Consider the following 20,713-nt stretch of genomic DNA (forward strand, 5'->3'; position numbering starts at 1 on the left):
TCAGGCGACCGTTCTCCGTCTCCAGCTCCTTCAGCCGCTTCGCCTCCGGCACGCTCAGGCCGCCGAACTTGCTCCGCCACAGGTAGTACGACGCCTCGCTGAAGCCGTGCTTGCGGCACAGGTCCTTCACCGCCATGCCGGCCTCTGCCTCACGCAGGAAGCCGATGATCTGCTCTTCGCTGAATCGCTTCTTCACGTCCAATCTCCTCTTCGGGGGGGATTGGACTCCAGATCGGCGTGCTACTCAAAATCGGGGGGACGTCGACCTGCCCCCAAGGGTTCCGGTGTTCTACCAAGGACGACACGACCATTGCCGCTGCGAAACACGGTCCTGAAGCCATCGTGTCGATTTCGCTCTTCTTGCGAGTTCTGAGGTTTTTGCACGGCTCATCAGGGCAACTCGAACGGACCGTGACGCGTGTCCTCGGAAGGAATGCGGTCGATTGACCTACCTCGTCCGAACGTCACCGCGCGGACGATTCAAACGGATAATTCCTCCGTCCCCTTTGATTGATACTTTCACCGCGTGCATGGTGGGACCTCCTCTCAGTTTGGCGACTAAAAGGAGACCACCTCGTCATGCACGCGCGGTTTACCACATCAACCGAACATTTCTTTGGCGCGTTTAGTCTTGAGTTCCTTCAACTTTGCGTAGGTCGTAGACCAATTCGCATCATCGAAACATCTTTCTATGTCCGGTAGATTTTCCCGAATGAACACAGCATAGGCGTCATCAAGCACACCAGATGACTCAGGTCGGCCAAGAAACAGCCGACGAACGAGATCTACCGAGAACCATACTGATTGTTGTTGTGCAAATTTTGCCTGGAAATCAAGAAAGAGCTGACCTCTGTCGCAAACAAATCGCAATCGAAGAACGTCAGACTCTATAGCAAGAAGCGCATCCCCTCCATTCACAGTGGAGATCTCAGATCCGACAATCCTAAAACGCGCTCCGCTCCACAGGAAGCCCATATTGGCTACGATAAACGCGAGAATCATGGCCATCGCTATTCTCCTGGCTTCAGGGACCATTGATTGACCCATTTGTACCCATGGTCGCCTAGATACTGAACTTCGCGGGCCAGACGAACGCGGATGCGCGAGATTCGGCGCCGGCGATGAGCCAGTCGAGTGACACGCCTGTCGCCACTGCGATGCGCAGCACGCGATCGAGGTCCGGTTGTGTTCCCGCCGGGTTCTCCCACTGCGAGACGGCACTGGCCGAAACGCCGGTGAGCCGCGCGAGTTCCGATTGCGAGAGATTGGCGCGCCGGCGCGCCTCGCGCACCCGCGCGGCGAGCCCGACGACACAAGCGAGGCTCAAATGATTTTCCAAGCCGAGCTGGTCCTTGTGCTGGCGCTTCATTTTCCCGGGCATTGAAAAGCCCGCGCCCTTCGCAGGGTCGCGGGCCGATGGAGCCTGGCTCAGTCCTCGAGGCGTACGCGCGGCTGCACCGCGGGGCCGCCGATCGGGCTTTCGCCGCGCGGCTTGTCGCCGCTGCCCGGCTTCTTGTCGCCGCGCCAGTCCTTCGGCGGGCCCGGCGTACGGCCGGCCATGATGTCCTCGATCTGCTGCGCGTCGATCGTCTCGTACTGCAGCAGTGCCTCGGCCATCATGTGCAGCTTGGAGAGGTTCTCGGTGAGAAGCTCGGTGCTGCGCGCGTAGGCGCGATCGAGGATGTCGCGCACTTCCTCGTCGATGCGGCGCGCGGTCTCGTCGGAGACGTTCTTGTGCTGGGTGACCGAACGGCCGAGGAACACCTCGTCCTCCTCCTCGCCGTAGGCGATCGGGCCGAGCTTGTCCGACAGGCCCCACTTGGTGACCATGTTGCGCGCCATCTTGGTCGCGCGCTCGATGTCGTTCGACGCGCCCGTGGTGACCTTGTCGGCGCCGAAGATGAGTTCCTCGGCGACGCGGCCGCCGTACAGCGAGCACAGCCGGCTGATGATGTTTTCCTTGTTGTAGCTGTAGCGGTCGTTCTCGGGCAGGTACATCGTCACGCCGAGCGCGCGGCCGCGCGGGATGATCGTGACCTTGTAGACCGGGTCGTGGTCGGGCACGAGGCGACCGACGATCGCATGGCCCGCCTCGTGGTAGGCGGTCAGCTTCTTTTCGTCCTCGCTCATGATCATCGAACGCCGCTCGGCGCCCATCATGATCTTGTCCTTGGCGCGCTCGAAATGGTCCATGCGCACTTCACGCGAGTTCTCGCGCGCGGCGAACAGCGCGGCCTCGTTGACGAGATTGGCGAGGTCGGCGCCGGAGAAGCCCGGCGTGCCGCGCGCGATCGTCATCGGCTCGACGTCGTTGGCGACCGGCACCTTGCGCATGTGTACCTTGAGGATCTGCTCGCGGCCGCGCACGTCCGGCAGCGGCACGACCACCTGGCGGTCGAAGCGCCCCGGGCGCAGCAGCGCGGGATCGAGCACGTCGGGGCGGTTGGTCGCGGCGATCACGATCACGCCCTCGCTGCCCTCGAAGCCGTCCATCTCGACCAGCAGCTGGTTCAGCGTCTGCTCGCGCTCGTCGTGGCCGCCGCCGAGGCCGGCGCCGCGATGGCGGCCGACCGCGTCGATTTCGTCGATGAAGATGATGCACGGCGCGTGCTTCTTCGCCTGCTCGAACATGTCGCGCACGCGCGCGGCGCCGACGCCGACGAACATCTCGACGAAGTCGGAGCCGGAGATCGAGAAGAACGGCACCTTCGCCTCGCCCGCGATCGCCTTCGCGAGCAGGGTCTTGCCCGTACCGGGCGAGCCGACCATGAGTACGCCGCGCGGGATCTTGCCGCCGAGCTTGGTGAACTTGGACGGGTCGCGCAGGAACTCGACGAGCTCGGACACTTCTTCCTTCGCCTCGTCGCAGCCGGCGACGTCGGCGAACGTGACCTTGACCTGGTCCTCGCCCTGCAGCTTGGCACGCGACCGGCCGAACGACATCGCGCCGCGCCCCCCCGCGCCCGCCTGCATCTGCCGCATGAAGTAGATGAGCAGGCCGATGAAGAACAGGATCGGCACCCAGTCGAGCAGGATGCGCCACAGCGAGATCACGTTGTCGGGCGGCGTCTGGCGCACCTCGATGCCGTTCTTCGCGAGCAGCTCGAGCAGGTCCTTGTTGCCGTCGATCGGCACGATCGTCGAGACCGTATTGGTGCCGTCCTTGAGCTTGGCCGTCGCCTTCGACGGGATCTCGGCGCTGAACGTCACCGACGCAACGCTGCCGTTGCCCACCTTCTGGGTGAACTCCGAATAGGACACGTCCGACGGCGGCGACGTCCGCGGATTGAAACTCTGGAACACGGTCAGCAGCACGACGGCGATGACCACCCAGAGCAGCAGATTCTTGGCCATGTCGTTCATCGTGCGGATCCTGCGCGAGCGCCGCCGCGGTGTCGCGCGGACGTCTCACGAATAGCGTCGGTGGTCTTGGAACAGTCGAACATGAATGCCCTCACGCGCGCTTGCCCGTGGCCAGCGCATACACCTCCGGGCTGCGCGCCCGGGAGGCCTTCGGCTTGCGGATGCTGACTCGCTCATAGCCCGCACGCAAGCGCCTGACGAAATCGTCGAAACCTTCGCCCTGGAAAACCTTGGTGAGGAACGCCCCGCCCCTGCGCAGGTACTGGGCCGCGAATTCCTCGGCAAGTTCGACCAGATGCATCGAACGGGGCTGATCGACCGCGTTCACGCCACTCATGTTGGGGGCCATGTCGGAAAGCACAAGATCGACCTCCGCCCCGCCGAGCGCCTGTTTCAACTGTTCGAGCACCGAATCCTCGCGGAAATCGCCGAGGATGAACTCGACCCCGCCGATGCCCTGCATCGGCAGGATATCCAGCGCGATCACGCGCCCCTTGTCGCCGAGCCGTTCGCGGGCGACCTGCGACCAGCCGCCGGGCGCCGCGCCGAGGTCGACGATGACCATGCCCGGCTTCAGCAGGCGGTCCCGCTCGATCAGTTCCTCGAGCTTGAACACCGCGCGCGAACGCCAGCCTTCCGCCTGGGCGCGTTTGACGTAGGGGTCGTTGAAGTGCTCCCGCAGCCAGCGGGAACTCGATTTGCTGCGTGCCATGGGCCAGGAACCGCGATCTTGCCCGTGGCGCCGCGCACCGATGCCGGCGCGCGCTGCGAGGGACTCGTCCAGTGCGGCATGATACCCTGTCCGACCCGCGGGCGGCTCCTCCTCCCGCCCCGATTCGGTTGCCGTTCATGCCCCTGTCCTCGTCCCAGAAGCGCTACCTGCGCGGTTTCGCCCATGACCTCAGGCCGGTGATCCTGGTCGGGCAGAAAGGCGTCACGGAGGCGCTGCTGGCCGAATTCGACGGCGCGCTCGACCACCACGAGCTGGTCAAGGTCAAGCTGGCCGACGACGACCGCGAGTCGCGGGCCGCCTCGATCGAGGCGATCCGCGCGCATTCGGGTGCCGATCTCGTGCAGGTCATCGGCAAGATGGCGTGTTTCTACAAGCGCAATCCGGAGCGCAACCAGTACCCGCTGCCGAAATAGCCCTCGTGCAACTCACCCACGAACTGCCGGAAGGCCACTTCTTCTTCCGCGCCTGCGCGCCGGGCGCGGTCACGGTCGTCGACCGCGAACTCACGGCCAGCCTCCTGCTCGCGCCCGACCGCATCGTCGAGGACTGGCCCGTCGCCATGCCGGGTGATTTCGATGTCGCGGCAGCGGAAGCGATCGCCGCACTCGAACCCGAGGTGGTCCTGCTCGGCACCGGCGAGACGCAGGTATTCCCGTCCCGCGAAGCGCTGGTCGCCCTGCTCCGGCGCCGCATCGGCGTCGAAGTCATGACCAACGCGGCCGCCTGCCGCACGTACAACCTGCTCGCCGGCGAAGGCCGCCGCGTCGTCGCCGCGATCATGCTCCCGTCGCATCACGCCCCGGCCGCGGGCGCCTGAAGCGCGCGACAACCTTCCCGCGTCCTCGCGGTACCTATGCGAGGCGGCAGGCCGGGACCGTTTGCCGCATCATCGCTTCTGGGATTTTCGGCCACAATCACATGATGGGGATCGCGAGCCGCCGCCTGCACCGCGCCGTCGCATGGATGGGCCTCGTCGCCATCCTGTTGCTCGCGCTCGTGCCGACGGCCTCGCGCATCGCCAGTGCCTGCGCCCCGGTCGATCATGGCGGGCATGCCGCGCACGCGCACCATCATGCGGACGTCGATGCGCACGAATCGACGCTGCCCGGCGAGGATTGCTGGAGCAAGTGTGCCTACTGCGACTTCCTCGCGCATTCTCCTTCGATCGCGAATGCCGCGTACGTGGCGCCGCTCCTGCTTGCGCCCGCGCTGCCACCGCCGCCGGCCCGGGCCACCCTGCGACCGCGCGCCCCGTTCACCGCCGCACTGCCGCGCGGCCCGCCCTCGTTCCCCGCCTGAGCCTCCGACGCCGGCCGCCGCATGCGCAGCCGGTCCGTCTTCGCCTGCACGAGGAACACCCATGGTTCAACGAACCTGCGGTCGCGCGCGCGTGCGCGCCGGCCGCGCGCGACCACCACTCCGCACCGTCGCGGTCGCGGCCCTGCTCGCGCTCGCGCCGGCTGCGCGTGCGTCCGACGACACGCGTGCCGACGCCGCACCCGATGCGACCGCGACGACGCCATTGCCCGGCGTCGTCGTGCACGCGGATGGCAACGACGCGATCGAGTCCCCTGCCTTCCCCGCGTCGACCGCGACGGTGGACGCCGACGAGATCGATGCGACCGTCAATGCGATCGACGTCGAGGATGCGATCAAGTACCTGCCGAGCCTGTTCGTGCGCAAGCGCAACTACGGCGACACGCAACCCGTGCTCGCCACGCGCACCTGGGGCGTAGGCTCGAGCGCGCGCACGCTCGTCTACGTCGACGACGTGCTCATCTCCGCGCTGGTCGCCAACAACAACACGCTCGGCGCGCCGCGCTGGGGCATGGCCGCGCCCGCCGAGGTCGACCATATGACGATGCTCTACGGCCCGTTTTCCGCCGCGTACGCCGGCAATTCGATCGGCGGCGTGCTGCACATCGTGACGCGCACGCCCGAACGCACGGAATTCACGTTCGAGCAGAGCGGCGCGCTGCAATCGTTCGACCGTTACCGCACGAGCGGCGACCATCCGACGTCGCAGGCGAGCGCGACCGCGGGCGGCCGCGCCGGTGCCGCGTCCTGGTTCGTCGGCGCGAACGTGCAGGACAGCTTCAGCCAGCCGCTCGCCTTCATCACCGGCGCGATGCCGCCACCGGGGACGACCGGCGCGATCGACGCGACCAACAAGCTCGGCCAGACGGCCGACGTGTTCGGCGCCGGCGGCCTGCTGCACACGCGCATGCACGCTCTGAACGGCAGGGTCAGCTGGGACTTCACGCCATGGCTGCGCGCGACCTGGCTCGCCGGCTGGTGGAACAACGATGCCGACTCGCGCGTCGAGACCTATCTCCGTGATGCCGTCGGCCGGGCAACGTTCGGCCACGTCGCCGGTTTCGCGAACAACCACTACACCGTCGACCAGGCGCACCTGATGCAGGCGCTGTCACTGCGCACGGACACGCACGGCCGCTGGGATGGCGAGGCAGTCATCACGCACTACGACTACCTGCACGACCGCCAGCTCTCCCCGGCCGGCGTCGGCGACGGCACGACGTTTACGCCGAACGGGCGTCGAGCCGACCTCGGCGGCACGAACTGGTCCACGCTCGACCTGCAGGGCACCTGGCGTCCTGCGGCGCATGAAGTCGCATTCGGCGCACACGTCGACGAGTACACGCTCGACAATGCGACGCGCAACACCACCGCGTGGCGGGATGCGGGCAGCGCGACGACCCTGTTCACCGCGGGCGCCGGCACGACCCGCACGAGCGCGCTCTGGCTGCAGGACGCATGGTCGCTCGCGCCGGCATGGTTCGCGACGTTCGGCGTGCGTGCGGAGCGCTGGCGCGCGCGTGACGGCTTCAACGTCAGCGGCGGCACCACGATCGTCCAGCCGAACCGCTCCGACTCGGCATGGTCGCCGAAGGCAACGCTGAGCTGGACGCCGTCGGCCGACTGGCGCGTGTCCGGCTCGCTCGGCCGGGCGGTACGCTTCCCGACCGTGAGCGAGCTCTACCAGATCGTCTCGACCGGCTCGACGTTCGTGTCGCCGAACCCGGACCTGCGCCCGGAACGCGCGCTCAGCGGCGAACTCGCGCTCGAACGCACGGGCGAACGCGGCACGCTGCGCATCTCGGTGTTCGAAGAAGCGATGCGCGACGCGCTGATCTCACAGACCTCGACGATCGAAGGCGTCGCCGCGCCGGTCAGCTTCGTCGACAACGTCGGCAGGCTGCGCAACCGCGGCGTCGAATTGGTCGCGCAATGCAAGGACGCCGGCCTGCACGGCCTCGACCTCGCCGCGAGCCTCACCTTCGTCGACTCGACCATCCTCGAGAACGACGGCTTCGTCGGCCAAGGCGGCAGCACGTCGATCGGCAAGCACGCGCCGAACGTGCCGCGCTGGCGCGCGAGCGCGGTCGCGACCTGGCATCCCGGCGATGCGTGGACGTTCACGCTCGCCGGCCGCTACAGCGGCAAGCAATATTCGACGCTCGACAACACCGACACGACGCCGCACGTCTACGGTGCCTTCGACCGCTTCGTCGTGTTCGACGCGCGCGTGCGCTGGAAGGCCAGCGAACACGTGTCGGCCGCGCTCGGCGTCGACAACCTCGCCGATCGCGACTACGTGCTGTTCCATCCGTTCCCGCGACGCACGATCGTCGCCAGCGTGGACGTGCGCTACTGATGCGCGCCGCACGCAACCCATGCGACCGGGCCACCGCGCGCCGGCACCGCATGATCTGGCGCTGGCATTTCTACGCGGGCCTGTTCTGCATCCCGTTCGTGCTCTGCCTCGCGGTGACCGGATCGATCTACCTGTTCCGGCCGCAGATCGAGGCGTTGCTCGATCGTCCATATGCCGGCATCGCGACCTCGACCATGCGCGCTGCGCCATCCGCGCAGGTGCGCGCCGCGCTCGCGGCCGTGCCCGGTGCGGTCCTCGGCGCGTACCAGTTGCCCGCGGACGACGGCGATGCCGCGCAGGTGCTCGTCGACGCCGGCGGCCGCGAATGGCGCGCGTACGTGCACCCACAATCGGCGCGCGTGCTCGCGATCACCGCCGAGGACGCGCGACCGATGCGCGTGCTCGCGCGGTTACACGGCGAGCTGCTGCTCGGCGATCGCGGCTCGATGCTGGTCGAACTCGCCGCGTCCTGGGCGATCGTGATGATCCTGACCGGGCTCTACCTGTGGTGGCCGCGCTGCGCGACGGGGTTTGGCGGCGTGCTCCATCCGCGCCTGCGCAGCGGCAAGCGCATTTTCTGGCGCGACCTGCACGGCGTGACCGCATTCTGGGTTTCGGGCCTCGTGCTGTTCCTGCTCGTGTCGGGCCTGCCATGGGCGAAATCCTGGGGCTCGCTGCTGCAAGAGCTGCGCCGCTGGAGCGGCGAACGCGTCGTGCAGGCGGACTGGCCGATCGGCGCGTCGCCCGCATCGTCGGCCCGCGCGCACCACGACCATGCCGCGACGCCGCCGTCGGGGCAGGACCTCGCGGCGCTCGACCGCGTCGTCGCGGCGGCCCGGCCGCTGTCGCTCGCGCCGCCCGTGCTGGTGATGCCGCCGTCCGCCCGCGACACGCGCTGGACCGCGAAATCCGATGCGGCGAACCGGCCGCGACGCGGCCAGGCCTCGTTCGACGCCGATGGCCGGCTCGCCGCGCAAACGACCTTCGCGGCGCGGCCACTGGTCGACCGCATCGTCGGCTACGGTGTCGCCGCGCACGAAGGACAGTTGTTCGGCATCGCGAACCAGGTGCTCGGCGTGGTCGCCGCGCTCGGCCTCATCGTCGCCTGCGTCGCCGCCGTGCGCCTGTGGTGGCGGCGTCGACCGCCGGCGATGCTCGGCGCGCCGCCGCCGATGGCCGGCGCGCGCGCATCGATGCTCCTGGCGCTGCTGATCGCCGCGATCGGCATCCTGTTGCCGCTGCTCGGCTGCAGCCTCGTCGCCGTCGCGCTCGGCGAGCGCTGGGTGCTGCGAAGGATCCCGCGCGCGGCGCGCTTCCTCGGGCTTGCGGGGTACGATGCGGACGACCCAGCCGCGTCGCCGTGATCAGGACCAGGCACTGAGCGTGACGTGGTAGCCGTCCGGGTCGCGCACCGAGAACTCCATCGTCCTCGTGTTCGGGTTGAGGTTCGGTTCCTCTTCCAGGCGCTCGACGAGCGTGCGCGCACGCGCGAGCGCAGCCTCGAAGTCATCGACGCGGAAGAACAGCAGCAAGCCGTTGCCCGGCTCCGCGCGATCGGCGCTCGCGAGCGTGGGATGATCGTGCGCGCCCCACGCGTGCAGGCACAGCAGGACGGTGCCGTCGGCGTCGACCAACTGGCCGAAGTACGCGTGTGCAGGTTCGCTCGCGGGCTGGCCGAACAAGCGCTGGTACCAGGCGAAACTGCGCGCGACATCGCGCACGCCGATGACGGTCCAGATGCGTTTCATCGCCGTGCCCGACCTTGCTCCACTGCGCCGATGATGCCGCGCGTCGGTGCGCGACGCACCTTCGCTCAGTCGCAGGGTACTTCCAGATCGACCACGCGTGCTGCGGTCGTCGAGCGCAGGGTGCGCAGGAGGATGCCCGCGGACGCCGCGCCGGAAAGCTCGCCCTGCGCATAGTTGACCATCAGTTCCCAATGCGCCAATGACTCGCAGCGTGACGGCAGTTTGCGGCTGCGGTAGTGCGCGGGCTCGGCGTCGCACACGTCCCGCACGGCCGTGTTCAGGATCGGCGTGCTGACGACGGCAACGATGCGCCACTCGGGGTTCATGGCCGCTCCCGGGCTTCGGGACCGGCACTATGGCCCCGGGTTCCTGCCCATTCGGTGACCTGCGTCGCGGAATGGGCCGCGCTTCACCCATGTTTGCGATCCCTTCAGCTGCGCGGACCGCGTCGGCCATGGACGCATCGGCGATCCGGCCGCGGTCGATGCGGCGGCGCCGCGGTCGTCATGGCGGGTTCCGTTGCACAATCGCGTAACCCAGTTCGTCCTTCCGCGCGAGTCCGCCATGACCCGTCACAGCCGCATGTCCATTGCCACCCTCCTGCTCCTGCCACTCGGCGCATCGGCGCAGTCGCTCGTCGTCTATGACGACGCGCTCGGGAACGGCTTCGGCGACTGGTCCTACGGCGGCGGCAGCAATTTCGCCAACACGACACCCGTGCATGCAGGCACGCATTCGATCTCGCTCGCGGGCAACGCCTTCAACGCCGTCTCGTTCACGCACGAGACCGGCCTGCTCTCGACCGCGAACTATCCGGTGCTGCACTTGTGGGTGCACGGCGGCACGAGTGGCGGGCAACAACTGGGCCTCGTCCTGCAGTCGAACTGCAGTGCCGCGGGCAATCCGTGCACGGTCGTCGCCGAAGGCAACCTCGGCTCCTTCATCGCCGGTGGCGCGCCGGCCGCCGGCAGCTGGCGCGAAGTCACGGTGCCGATCACCCAGCCGCCGCTGTCGTACTCGGGCAACTTCGACCGCATCGACGTGACGAGCAACGTCGCCGGCACGCAACCGACGGTCTATCTCGACGACGTCACGCTGCAAGCGGCCGGCAACACCGTCGACCTCATCTTCGCGAACGGTTTCGAAGGCATGCCGGTCGCGGCGAACATGCTGGTGGAAGAACACGCGGTCACGGTCGGCTCGATGGTCAGCGAGCGCTTCACCTGGCGTGACTCGGCGAACAAGCCGCGCGTCGCCGTGCTCGCGCACAACGACGGCCAGACAGGCCCGACCGCACCCGGCGGGTACCCGAACCGCGGCGGCGCGCTGCGCGAATTCCGCTACCAGATGCCCGACGGTTCAACGCGCGTCGCCGGCGTCACCGACTACGGCAACGCGGGCCAGGGTGGCTTCGGTTACGTCGTTTCGCATTCGGCCTGGCCGAGCAACGGCGGCGGCTGCAACGGCGACGATTCGCCGCTCGGCTACGGCACGCCCGGCTCGTTCCAGCGCGTGTTCGAAGGCCGCCATCACGCGATCTTCCGCTTCACGCAGGACTACCCGCGCCACTGCAGCGCGGCACCGGGTGGCGCGAGCATGGTCGTGCCGGTGGCGATCGACTGGAGCTTCTCGACCGGGCGCGACAACCCGATGTGGTCGGTGACTTTCGACATGAGCGCACTCGGTGCGAACACGCTGTTCGACGATTCGCGCGCGCCATACGGCGAGCTCGAGATCGACGGCCTCGGCGCGGCTGACATCAGCGGCATCGCCTGGGGTGACCGCTGGCAGTTCACGAGCACGACCGCGCCCCTCACGCTCGACAGCGCGTGGGCGTGGAACACGCCGAACAGCGTGCCGTACGTGAAGCTCTGGATCACGTCGACGAACGCGACGATGGGGCTCGTGCAGAGCCAGACCATGACGCAGCAGGACGCAGGCGCACGCAACGCGTTCTATCACGACGTCACCGCGTACTGGAACCACACGAGCGCGCAAGGCGACGCGGGCGACGGCTACGCGATGCCGTGGCAGGACAGCTGGCCTTACCAGGCGAATGCATATTCGATCGACGTCGGCGCGTCGAGCAACAACGCGCGCCTGACCTGGGGCACCTCGTACGGCTTCCTCGGCCAGGCGAGCTACGACGTGCACGACGGCGTCGTCGCCACCGCGCCCGGCTATCCGAAGAAGAGCTACGCGGTCCACGTCGTGCTCGGCCCGCACAGCGCGGGGCCGGTCGAGGCGCAACGGGCCGAGGTCGAGGCGATCCAGACGCTCGCTCTCGGCGCGAGCATCGGCTCCGTCGCGACGAGTGGGCCGGCCGGCCCCGCGCGCAGCGACGCGATCACCTACGCACCCCCAGGCTACGACCCGGTCTACGGCGCGCTCACGTTCGCTGCCGCGGGCAATGCGCTCGATGCGAACATCGCGGTCGGCGCGGGTCGCACGTTGAAACACCCGCTGCTCGTCGTGCGCGGCATGAATGCGTACCCGTCGAGCGTGAAGTTCAACGGCGCAACGCTCACGGCCGACGTCGACTACTACCCGTCACTGCGCGCGGGCGCGAACGAACTCTGGCTCACCCTCAAGCGCGACCTCACGGGTACGTCGAACCGGTTGCAGTTGCAGCCGTGATGCGCGGACACCGCCCCGCCTGAAGGGGCGGCTCGCGGGCTTGGAAACCCCGCGGACTGGGTGCGCGTGCACGCGTGCGATCGCTCGCCTACTGCGCCGCCAGCTTGCGCAGCCGCTTCAGGCCTTCTTCCTGGATCTGCCGTGCGCGCTCGCGCGAGATGCCGAGGTCACGGCCGATATCGGCGAGCGACTGCACCGGCGTGCCGTCGAGGCCGAAGCGGCGCTGCAGCACGAGTCGCTGGCGCTCGTTGAGGCGGCCGACGAGCTCGGCGAGGCGCTCGCTGCCGATCGCGCCGGCCGGCTCGTTGGTACCGTCCTCGCCGTCCTGGATCGTGCCGATCAGCGCGCGCTCGCCCGCATCGAGTGCATCGAGCGAGTCGACGCGTTCGCTCACGCGGAACAATTCGGCGACGTCCTGAACGCTCTTGCCGACGACGTCGGCGATCTGCTCGAGGCTCGGCGCGGCGCCGATGCGCGCGGCGAGTTCGCGTTCCGCGCGCAGCACCTGGGCGAGTTCGCGCAGCACGTGCACGGGCAGGCGCACGGTGCGGCCCTGGTGCATCACGGCCGACTGCACCGCCTCGCGGATCCACCAGACCGCATAGGTGGAAAAGCGCAGCTTGCGCGCGGGATCGAACTTGCCGACCGCGCGGATGAGGCCGAGGTTGCCTTCGGCGATGAGGTCCATCAGCGGCACGCCGCGGCCGACGTAGGGCCGCGCGACGCTGACGACGAGCCGCAGGTTCGCTTCGATGAGGCGCCGGCGCGCGTCGGCGTCACCGGCCTGCACGCGCTCGGCCAGCGCCCATTCCTCGCGCGCGCCGAGCAGTTCGATGTAGCCGATCTCGCCGAGGTAGGCGCTGGCGGAACTGCGCGCCTCCTCGTCCTGCGGCTCGATCGCATCGACGAGGTCGAGGATCTCGTCCTGCGCACGGGGATCGGGAGCGTCGGGCATCACCGGCGCAGCTTAGCGCCGCCGGGGCTGCTTGCGTCACGCCGGCGCATGGCGTTCAACGCCGCGGCAGGAAGTCGGTCGGATTCGCCGGCTTGCCGTTGCGGCGGATCTCGAAATGGAGCGAATCGCGGCTGGCGCTGCTCGAACCCATCTCCGCGATGACCTGCCCCGCCTTCACGCGGTCGCCTTCCTTGACCAGGCGCTTGCGGTTGTGGCCATAGGCGGAGAGGAAGCTCGGGCTATGCTTGATGATGATGAGTTCGCCGTAACCGATGAGGCCGTTGCCGCTGTAGACGACCGCACCGTCCGCCGCTGCGCGTACCGGATCGCCGGCCTTGCCGGCGATGTCGATGCCCTGGCGCGTCGGGTCGCCGGCGGCATAGGTGCCGACGACGACGCCATCGGCGGGCCAGCGCCAGCTGACTTCGCCCGCGGGCAGCGCAGGTTCGGGTGCGGGTGGCGGGGCCGGCTTCGGCGCCGCCGCCGCATTGCCAGCCGCAGCCGCCGTCGATGCGACCGTCGGCGCGCCTGACGGGGTCGAGGGTGCCGGCGTGGTGCCGGGCGTACCCTTGGCCGGCGTCGCCGTGGGTGCCGGCGCGGGCGTCGGCGCAGCCGGCGCCGGCGCAGGCGTCGCCGCGAGCGGTTCGAATGCACCCGGCTTGGGGACGTCGCTGGCCGACGTCTTCGGCGACGCCGCGCGCGCCGCCGTCGATGCGCGCGGTGCCGCGGGCGTCGCGGCGATCGCGGGCGAAGCGGCGCGGCGTGGCGCGCTCGTGCGCAGGTCCTGGCCGGCATAGATCGTGTACGGCGCGCCGATGCCGTTCCATTCCGCGAGGTCGCGGTAGTCGACGCCATGGCGGAACGCGATGCTGTAGAGCGTGTCGCCGCGCTGCACGCGATAGCTGCCGCTGGCCACGGGTTTCGGCGGCGCGGGCTCGCGCCGCGGCGGCGGACCGCCGACGCTGCGGTCCTCGACCGGTGCCGGACCGGTCGATGCGCACCCGGCGAGGAGCGTGGCCAGGATCAGGCCCAGGGCTCCGTGCGGCGTGTACACTCCGCTTGAATATCTCGGCATGCCAATATGTTACCGAATAAACTTCAGGTAGACGACAAGGGCGACGAGCAGCACGACGATGGCCCAGCCGATCCATTCGATCCAGCGGTGCAGCAGTTCCTCGGCCCGCTTGCCGCCGAGGCGGATGGCTCCGGCGAGCAGGAACACGCGCTTGCCGCGCCCGACCACCATGCCGCCGATGAACGGCAGCAGCGGCATGCCGACGATGCCCGAGGCCCAGGTGAAGATCTTCAGCGGCACCGGGATGAAACCCGCCGCGACGAGCATCCAGAACGCCTGCCACGGATGCGCGCCGAGCTGGGTGCGCAATTCGGCGACGAGCGCATCGATCTTCGGCAGCCAGCCGAGCCACGCGAACAGGGGACGCATTGCGTCGAATGCGTAGTGGCCGAGCGCGTAGGCGACGAGCGCGCCGACCATCGAGCAGGCGAGGCTCACGCCCGCATAGCGGGCCCAGCGCTGCGGCTTCGCCAGCACCATCGGCGCGAGCATGATTTCCGGCGCGATCGGGAAGATGATCGCCTCGATGAAACTCAGCACGCCGAGATAGCGCTCGGCATGCGGATGCGACGCCCAGACCAGCGCGCGCTCGTAGAGCGGTCGGAACAGCTTCATGCGCGGGCCCTGGCGGCGTCCGGAAGGATCATCATCCCTGCGATTTCCCGGGTCGACGTCGTCGGGCACCTCATCCGACACCACCGAGCAGCGGCACGAAGCTGACTGCACCGAGGTTCTCCGAAACGAAGCCCCCGTCGCCGTGCCGCACGCGCAACAGGCCCTGTCGTCCGGATGGTCCGACCGGCGCGACGAGGCAGCCGTCGGTCGCGAGCTGGGCGAGCAGCGCCGGTTCCAGCGCGGCGCCCGCGGCGGTCACGATGATCGCGTCGAACGGCGCTTCGTCCGGCCAGCCGAGCCGGCCGTCGTCATGCCGGGAACGGATGTTGGAAAGGCCGAGCTTGCGGAAGCGGCGCCGCGCATTGCGCAGCAGTTCGTCGATGCGCTCGACCGTGTGGACCTGCTCGACCAGCGCGGCGAGCACCGCGCACTGGTAACCCGAGCCGGTGCCGATCTCGAGCACGCGGCGCGGCAGCTTCGCTTCGATGAGCGCTTCGGTCATGCGCGCGACGACCCACGGCTGCGAGATCGTCTGGCCCTGGCCGATCGGCAGCGCAGTGTCCTCGTACGCGCGCGACGCGAGCGCTTCGTCGATGAACAGGTGGCGCGGCAGCTGGCGCATGACGTCGAGCACGCGCCGGTCGCGGATGCCCTCGGCGACGAGGCGGTCGACGAGGCGATCGCGCGCGCGCTGCGAGGTCATGCCGAGGCCGCGCGACGAAGGGTCCTGGCGCGAGAACAGCGGACTCATCGCTCAGGCCGCTCCGGCCATGTCGGGTTGCAGCGCGGCGACCCAGCCGCTCACCTTTTCCAGCGCCTGGAAGCGCGTGAGGTCGACGTGGATCGGCGTGATCGAGACGTAGCCGTCGCGCACCGCATTGAAGTCGGTGCCCGGTCCGTCGTCAGCGGCTTCGCCCGGCGGGCCGATCCAGTAGATCGGCCGGCCACGCGGATCGTTCTGCGCGATGCAGGGCGCCGAGCGGTGGCGCCGCCCGAGGCGCGTGACCGCGAGTCCGCGGATCTCGTGCCAAGGCCGGTCCGGCACGTTGACGTTGAGGATCGTGTCGGCCGGCAGCGGATCGACGAGCAGGCGCCGCATGAGCAACAGGACCGCCTCGGCGGCGCTGTCGAAATGCGTGCCCTTGTGGTCCTTCGTGACGAGCGACACCGCGATCGCGGGGAGGCCGAGGAAGCGCCCTTCCATCGCCGCCGACACGGTGCCCGAATAGATCACGTCGTCGCCGAGATTGGCCGCGTTGTTGATGCCGGAGACGACGATGTCCGGCTCGCGCTCGAGCAGGCCGGACAGGGCGAGGTGCACGCAATCGGTCGGCGTCCCGGCGACGCGCCAGCGGCGCTCGTCGAGGCGCAGCGCACGGATCGGCGCATCGAGGGTCAGCGAGTTGCTCGCGCCCGAACGGTCGCGATCGGGTGCGACGACGGTGACTTCGCCGACCACGCCGAGGCGCTGCGCGAGCACGTTGATGCCCGGTGCGTCGACGCCATCATCGTTTGAAACCAGGACTCGCATGCGGCTTCCTGCGCTGCGCCAGCGCGCATGGCGCACACCAGCGGAAACGTTCTCGGGGAAGCGCAAATGATAGCGGATCGTGCCCATGGCCGCAGACGCGGCGGCCGAAGCGGCCGGTTGTCGCTGCGCACCCGCGTCGGTACCCTCCGAAGCGATGGCCGATGCAACGAACCCCGCATGAACGCGCACGCGAGCTCCACCGGCTGGACAGCGGCCGCCATCCCGCGGCGCTCGAGCGAACACGCCGCAGGCCGGCGCCGTTGAGCCGCGGCGACGCCAGGCCGTGGTCGGCACGCGTGCGCGACGCGATGCGCCGCCACGCGGACGAAGCCCGCTCGCCGGGCGAAGACGCCGTCGCCGACGACGACGCGCGCCTGTTCCGCGAAGCGATCGGTGACGTGCGGCGCCTGGAGGAACCGGCGGTGGCCGAGCCGACACGGCCGCGGCCGGCACCGGAGCCGCTGCAGGCCGAACGCGACGAGGCGAGCGTGCGCGGCGAGCTGCTCACGCATGCGATCGATCCAGGCGCGATCGAGCTCGGCGAGGCGATCAGCTACTTGAAGCCGGGGCAGCCGGCGAACCTGCTGCAGAAACTGCGGCGTGGCCAGTTCAGCGTGCGCGCGGAGATCGACCTGCACGAAATGAGCGTCGCGGTCGCGCGCGAGGCGATCCGCGAGTTCCTCGACGACTGCCGCCGCCACGACGAACTGTGCGTGCGCATCGTGCACGGCAAGGGCCTGCGCTCGAAGGCGCACGGCCCCGTGCTCAAGCAGCTCACCGACACCTTGCTGCGCCGGCGCGCCGACGTGCTCGCCTTCACCTCGGCGCGCCCCGCCCAGGGTGGCACCGGCGCCGTGATCGTCCTCCTGCAAGGCCTCTGAGGCGGTACGTGCGGAGCGCGTGCCGCCGACCGCATCTCGCCGAGGGGGCCGCTGCCGCCGCGTTGACGCGATGGGCCACACATGCGCCGCCCACACGTTCGCCATGCGCCCACGCATGCCCGTAGGGCGGTACGCGCAACGCGCGTGCCGCCGCGATGACGATGAGCCAGCGCGCGGCGCGGCATGGCGGGAGCGCGGGGGTGGATCGCGGCGACGCCGGGCGCTAGCCGTCGTTGCGCGCGAGGCGCTCCGGGCGTGTCGGGTAGTTCACCCACATCACGGTCGCGTGGCGGCGCAGCGCCCACTGGTTCACCGCGATGACCTTGCCGTAGTCGATGTCGCCGTCGTACGAACTGCGCGCGACGCCGTTGCGGCCGCCGCTGCCGGCGCACGCCGACAGGCCCGTGCAAAGCAGTACTGCCACTCCAATCGCCAGCGATCGCATGACAACCTCCGCTTCGGATGCCGCGACCGCGGCGCCGATCGCCGCGATCGCGGCTTCACGATACGCCCGATCCGCGCGCCAGGCACGTGTCCCGCCGTGCGGAATGCTCGGTTCGTCGCATCACGCCATCGCGGCACGCCAGTCGCACACTTCCCGCAACACGGTCGTGGCGAAGCTGCCCGCGCCGAGGCCGAATTCGACCACGAGGCGGTCGGGCGCCTCCCATGTGTGGGCCAGGCCGGTCGCGCGCAGGCGCAGCGCCCGTCGTTCCTGCTCGAGGCCGGCGCGTTCCAGTCCGTCGGCGAACGTTCCGAACGGGGCGATCGCCGCGCGCTCGAGCGCGGCGACGGCGCCGGTCGGACGCAGCTCACCCCGACCCCAAAGCGGGCCGGTCGGATGGATGTCGCCGGCAGCGAGGCGGCGCGCGAGGTCGTCGGTCCAGGGCTCGGGACCGAAGATCGCGTGCGTGCCGTCGAGCATCCACACCTCGCCGTCGATCGCCTGGTCCCAGTCGCCGCGTTCGACGCGAGCGGCGAGCACCGCGTTGAACAGCTCCGAGCGCGCCGCCGACAATGCGATGCCGCGACGCTCGCGCGGCATGCGTTCGCCCGCGAACAGGCGCGCTGCGAGGGCGAGGTTGCCGCCGTCGCGGCCGAAGCGCTGTTCGCCGAAATAGTTCGGCACGCCGCGCGCGGCGATCGTGGCGAGACGCTGCCCGATCGCATCGCGGTCGCCGCGCACGTCGCGCAGCACGATGCGGAAGCGGTTGCCACGATGCGCACCACGCTTGAGCTTGCGGTTGTGGCGCGTGGCCCACACCACGCGCACGCCGTCGATCGCGAGCGAGGACCAGTCCGGATCGACGCGTCCCGCGAGTTGCACAGTGAAAGCCTGCCGCGTGACCGCATGCCGGTCCTTTAGCCCGGCGAAACCGACCGCGAGCGGAGCGACGCCGGCCACCCGCGCGAGTTCGCGCGCGACCCACTCGGTGTTCGCACCGGTCTTCTCGATCACGATGAACGCGTGCTCGCCGCTGCCGCTCGGCTCGAAGCCGAGCTGTTCGTCGACCTGGAAATCGGCCGGCTCGCTGCGCAGCAGGCCGGTCGCCGGCGGGCCGCCGTGCGCGTACGGCAAGACCCCGCTCACTCGAGCTCGTCCGGCTCGAGGCGGCGCGCGAAGGTTTCGAGCGCGGGCGCATCGGGCGGCGCGACGGTCGCGGACGCACGATGGCGGTGCAGCAGCACGACCGCGAATGCGGCGATGCCTTCGCCGCGGCCGGTGAAGCCGAGCTTCTCGCTGGTGGTCGCCTTCACGCTCACGTCGCCGACCGCACAGCCGAGGTCGGCCGCGAGGTTGCGCCGCATCGCCTCGACGTGCGGAGCGACTTTCGGCCGCTCGCACACGACCGTGATGTCCGCATTCGACAGCGCATAGCCGCGCTCGATCGCGAGCGCCATGCAGCGCAGCAGGAAATGCCGGCTGTCGACGTCCTTCCAGCGCGGGTCGCTCGGCGGGAAATGATGACCGATGTCGCCGAGCGCGAGCGCGCCGAGCAGCGCATCGCAGAGCGCGTGGATGACCACGTCACCGTCCGAATGCGCGACGACGCCCTGCGTGTGCGGCACGCGCACGCCAGCGAGGGTGACGTGGTCACCCGGTCCGAATGCGTGGACGTCGATGCCTTGGCCGATGCGCATGATGGGAATGGGAATGAATGGGAATGGGAATGAATGGGAATGGGAATGAATGGGAATGGGGAATGGGGAATGGGGAATGGGGAATGGGGAATGGAGATTGGAATGGGAATGGGATGGGGAATGGGATGGAGGTTACAGCGCGGCCTCGACCGCGCAAGCCGACCCAGCCCGCTCTTCCTACTCCCTACTCCCTACTCCCTACTCCCTATTCCCTTGGGAATGGGATGGAGGTTACAGCTCGGCCTCAACCGTGCAAGCGGACCAAGCCCGCTTCTCCTATTCCCCATTCCCCATTCCCCATTCCCCATTCCCTATTCCCTATTCCCCATTCCCCATTCCCCATTCCCCATTCCCCATTCCCCATTCCCTACTCAACAGATACTCCGCCAACGCCAGGTCCGCCGGCGTCGTCACCTTGATGTTGCTCTCCGCGCCCTCGACCAGCAGCGGGCGGTGGCCGGCGCGTTCCATTGCCATCGACTCGTCCGTGATCGTGATGCCTTCGGCTTGCGCGCGTTCGAGCGCGGCGACGAGTTCGCCGCGGCGGAACAGCTGCGGCGTGAGCGCGCGCCAGCGTGCCTCGCGCGGCTCGGTCGCGGCGACACGCGTTTCGCCGTCGGCACGCTTGAGCGTGTCGCGCACGGGTGCGGCGAGCAGGCCGCCGCCGGCGGCGGCGCCGTGTTCGACCAGGCGCGCGATGTCGTCGCTGCGCACGCACGGGCGCGCCGCGTCATGCACGAGTACGAAGGCGTCGTCGCCGACCTCGCGTGGCAGCGCACGCAAGCCCGCGAGCACCGAACCGCTGCGTTCGCCGGCACCGGTTGCGGTCAGCAACGGCGTGTCGCCGATGCGCTCGCGCGCCCGCCATCCGGTATCGCCGGCAGCGAGCACGACGACGATGCCGGCGATGCACGGCGTCGCGGCAAGGCGATCGAGCGTCCACTCGATCAATGGACGCCCGGCGAGCGCGACGTACTGCTTCGGGCGATCGGCGCCGAAGCGCGCGCCGCGCCCGGCCGCCGGCACCACGCACCACGAGCGCTCAATGGCCATGCGCGTCCGCGTCGTCGCGATCCGCAGCGGCCGGCTCGACGACCTGGTAGAACGTCTCGCCGGGCTTCAGCAGGCCGAGCTCGGCGCGCGCGCGCTCCTCGATCGCTTCCTCGCCGTGCTTGAGGTCCTCGACTTCGGCCGACAGCGTCTCGTTGCGCTTCTTCAGGCGATCGTTCTCCGCCTTCTGTTCGGCCACGCGCTGCTGCAGGCGCCACACGTCGCGCAGGCCGCCCTGCCCCGTCCACAGGCGAACCTGCAGCGCGATCAGCACGACCACGAGGACGAGGGCGACCCAGCGCAGCAC

General features: G+C 69.3%; 23 protein-coding genes and 1 pseudogene. 7 read left to right on the top strand and 17 right to left on the bottom strand.

What is annotated here, in order from left to right; translation table 11 throughout:
- From EV148_RS04205 to rlmE, 5 genes are all read right to left on the bottom strand, one after another.
- Positions 1-136 (bottom strand): transposase (locus EV148_RS04205; RefSeq protein ID WP_241988003.1); only part of this gene is annotated, 136 nt, incomplete at its 3' end.
- Between the two features lie 464 nt (positions 137-600).
- Positions 601-1,008, bottom strand: coding sequence for a hypothetical protein (locus EV148_RS04210; protein ID WP_131994026.1), 408 nt, complete (start codon positions 1,006-1,008; stop codon positions 601-603).
- Between the two features lie 55 nt (positions 1,009-1,063).
- Complete coding sequence (locus tag EV148_RS04215) at positions 1,064-1,327, bottom strand: helix-turn-helix domain-containing protein (RefSeq protein WP_158287316.1); 264 nt, start codon at positions 1,325-1,327, stop codon at positions 1,064-1,066.
- Between the two features lie 101 nt (positions 1,328-1,428).
- A complete protein-coding gene (gene ftsH, locus EV148_RS04220; RefSeq protein ID WP_131994032.1) occupies positions 1,429-3,363 on the bottom strand; it encodes an ATP-dependent zinc metalloprotease FtsH in 1,935 nt (644 codons plus the stop codon).
- Positions 3,364-3,454: 91 nt separating this feature from the next.
- Entirely contained in the window at positions 3,455-4,075 is a 621-nt protein-coding gene (gene rlmE, locus EV148_RS04225) for a 23S rRNA (uridine(2552)-2'-O)-methyltransferase RlmE (RefSeq protein ID WP_131994035.1), read from the bottom strand.
- A gap of 137 nt (positions 4,076-4,212) precedes the next feature.
- On the opposite strand from rlmE, the gene yhbY reads away from it, so the two are divergent.
- The 5 genes from yhbY (at position 4,213) to EV148_RS04250 (ending at position 9,136) form a co-directional block, all read left to right on the top strand.
- Complete coding sequence (gene yhbY / locus EV148_RS04230; protein ID WP_131994038.1) at positions 4,213-4,509, top strand: ribosome assembly RNA-binding protein YhbY; 297 nt, start codon at positions 4,213-4,215, stop codon at positions 4,507-4,509.
- Between the two features lie 5 nt (positions 4,510-4,514).
- Positions 4,515-4,913: an Mth938-like domain-containing protein gene (locus tag EV148_RS04235; protein ID WP_131994041.1), complete on the top strand. Its 399-nt coding sequence runs from the start codon at positions 4,515-4,517 to the stop codon at positions 4,911-4,913.
- Between the two features lie 101 nt (positions 4,914-5,014).
- Positions 5,015-5,395 (top strand): DUF2946 family protein, encoded by a 381-nt coding sequence (locus tag EV148_RS04240; RefSeq protein ID WP_131994044.1) that lies wholly within the window; start codon positions 5,015-5,017, stop codon positions 5,393-5,395.
- Positions 5,396-5,456: 61 nt separating this feature from the next.
- Positions 5,457-7,772 (top strand): TonB-dependent receptor, encoded by a 2,316-nt coding sequence (locus EV148_RS04245; RefSeq protein WP_131994047.1) that lies wholly within the window; start codon positions 5,457-5,459, stop codon positions 7,770-7,772.
- A gap of 50 nt (positions 7,773-7,822) precedes the next feature.
- Positions 7,823-9,136 (top strand): PepSY-associated TM helix domain-containing protein, encoded by a 1,314-nt coding sequence (locus EV148_RS04250; RefSeq protein WP_199222716.1) that lies wholly within the window; start codon positions 7,823-7,825, stop codon positions 9,134-9,136.
- Here EV148_RS04250 and EV148_RS04255 read toward each other — a convergent pair whose 3' ends face one another.
- On the bottom strand, positions 9,137-9,520 hold the full coding sequence (locus EV148_RS04255; protein WP_131994053.1) for a VOC family protein: 384 nt from the start codon (positions 9,518-9,520) through the stop codon (positions 9,137-9,139). It lies immediately after the preceding gene.
- A gap of 65 nt (positions 9,521-9,585) precedes the next feature.
- Positions 9,586-9,846 carry a hypothetical protein gene (locus EV148_RS04260; protein WP_131994056.1) on the bottom strand — a complete coding sequence of 87 codons (261 nt, stop codon included), beginning with the start codon at positions 9,844-9,846 and terminating at the stop codon, positions 9,586-9,588.
- 238 nt (positions 9,847-10,084) lie between these two features.
- Between EV148_RS04260 and EV148_RS04265 the strand changes: the two genes are divergently transcribed.
- On the top strand, positions 10,085-12,157 hold the full coding sequence (locus EV148_RS04265) for a hypothetical protein (RefSeq protein ID WP_131994059.1): 2,073 nt from the start codon (positions 10,085-10,087) through the stop codon (positions 12,155-12,157).
- A gap of 88 nt (positions 12,158-12,245) precedes the next feature.
- Here EV148_RS04265 and EV148_RS04270 read toward each other — a convergent pair whose 3' ends face one another.
- The 5 genes from EV148_RS04270 to surE all read right to left on the bottom strand — a co-directional run bounded on the left by EV148_RS04270 (position 12,246) and on the right by surE (position 16,333).
- Complete coding sequence (locus tag EV148_RS04270; RefSeq protein WP_131994062.1) at positions 12,246-13,112, bottom strand: sigma-70 family RNA polymerase sigma factor; 867 nt, start codon at positions 13,110-13,112, stop codon at positions 12,246-12,248.
- A 55-nt stretch (positions 13,113-13,167) separates the two neighbouring features.
- Positions 13,168-14,187: a peptidoglycan DD-metalloendopeptidase family protein gene (locus tag EV148_RS04275; protein ID WP_131994065.1), complete on the bottom strand. Its 1,020-nt coding sequence runs from the start codon at positions 14,185-14,187 to the stop codon at positions 13,168-13,170.
- Positions 14,188-14,196: 9 nt separating this feature from the next.
- Positions 14,197-14,802, bottom strand: coding sequence for a YqaA family protein (locus tag EV148_RS04280; protein WP_131994068.1), 606 nt, complete (start codon positions 14,800-14,802; stop codon positions 14,197-14,199).
- Positions 14,803-14,872: 70 nt separating this feature from the next.
- A complete protein-coding gene (locus EV148_RS04285) occupies positions 14,873-15,553 on the bottom strand; it encodes a protein-L-isoaspartate(D-aspartate) O-methyltransferase (protein WP_131994071.1) in 681 nt (226 codons plus the stop codon).
- Between the two features lie 3 nt (positions 15,554-15,556).
- Positions 15,557-16,333, bottom strand: coding sequence for a 5'/3'-nucleotidase SurE (gene surE / locus EV148_RS04290; protein WP_131994074.1), 777 nt, complete (start codon positions 16,331-16,333; stop codon positions 15,557-15,559).
- Positions 16,334-16,494: 161 nt separating this feature from the next.
- Between surE and EV148_RS04295 the strand changes: the two genes are divergently transcribed.
- Complete coding sequence (locus EV148_RS04295; RefSeq protein WP_310735004.1) at positions 16,495-17,214, top strand: Smr/MutS family protein; 720 nt, start codon at positions 16,495-16,497, stop codon at positions 17,212-17,214.
- Positions 17,215-17,437: 223 nt separating this feature from the next.
- Here EV148_RS04295 and EV148_RS04300 read toward each other — a convergent pair whose 3' ends face one another.
- From EV148_RS04300 to ftsB, 5 genes and pseudogenes are all read right to left on the bottom strand, one after another.
- Entirely contained in the window at positions 17,438-17,638 is a 201-nt protein-coding gene (locus EV148_RS04300; protein ID WP_131994077.1) for a hypothetical protein, read from the bottom strand.
- Between the two features lie 141 nt (positions 17,639-17,779).
- On the bottom strand, positions 17,780-18,805 hold the full coding sequence (gene truD / locus EV148_RS04305) for a tRNA pseudouridine(13) synthase TruD (protein WP_131994080.1): 1,026 nt from the start codon (positions 18,803-18,805) through the stop codon (positions 17,780-17,782).
- 83 nt (positions 18,806-18,888) lie between these two features.
- Positions 18,889-19,356: pseudogene (gene ispF / locus EV148_RS04310) on the bottom strand (2-C-methyl-D-erythritol 2,4-cyclodiphosphate synthase); the annotation flags it as partial.
- A 318-nt stretch (positions 19,357-19,674) separates the two neighbouring features.
- Positions 19,675-20,409 carry a 2-C-methyl-D-erythritol 4-phosphate cytidylyltransferase gene (gene ispD / locus EV148_RS04320; RefSeq protein ID WP_131994086.1) on the bottom strand — a complete coding sequence of 245 codons (735 nt, stop codon included), beginning with the start codon at positions 20,407-20,409 and terminating at the stop codon, positions 19,675-19,677.
- Positions 20,399-20,713, bottom strand: coding sequence for a cell division protein FtsB (gene ftsB, locus EV148_RS04325; RefSeq protein WP_131994089.1), 315 nt, complete (start codon positions 20,711-20,713; stop codon positions 20,399-20,401). Before ftsB ends, ispD begins: the two co-directional genes overlap by 11 nt.

Origin of the sequence: Dokdonella fugitiva, assembly GCF_004342425.1 — a bacterium.
Classification (GTDB): Bacteria; Pseudomonadota; Gammaproteobacteria; order Xanthomonadales; family Rhodanobacteraceae; genus Dokdonella_A; species Dokdonella_A fugitiva.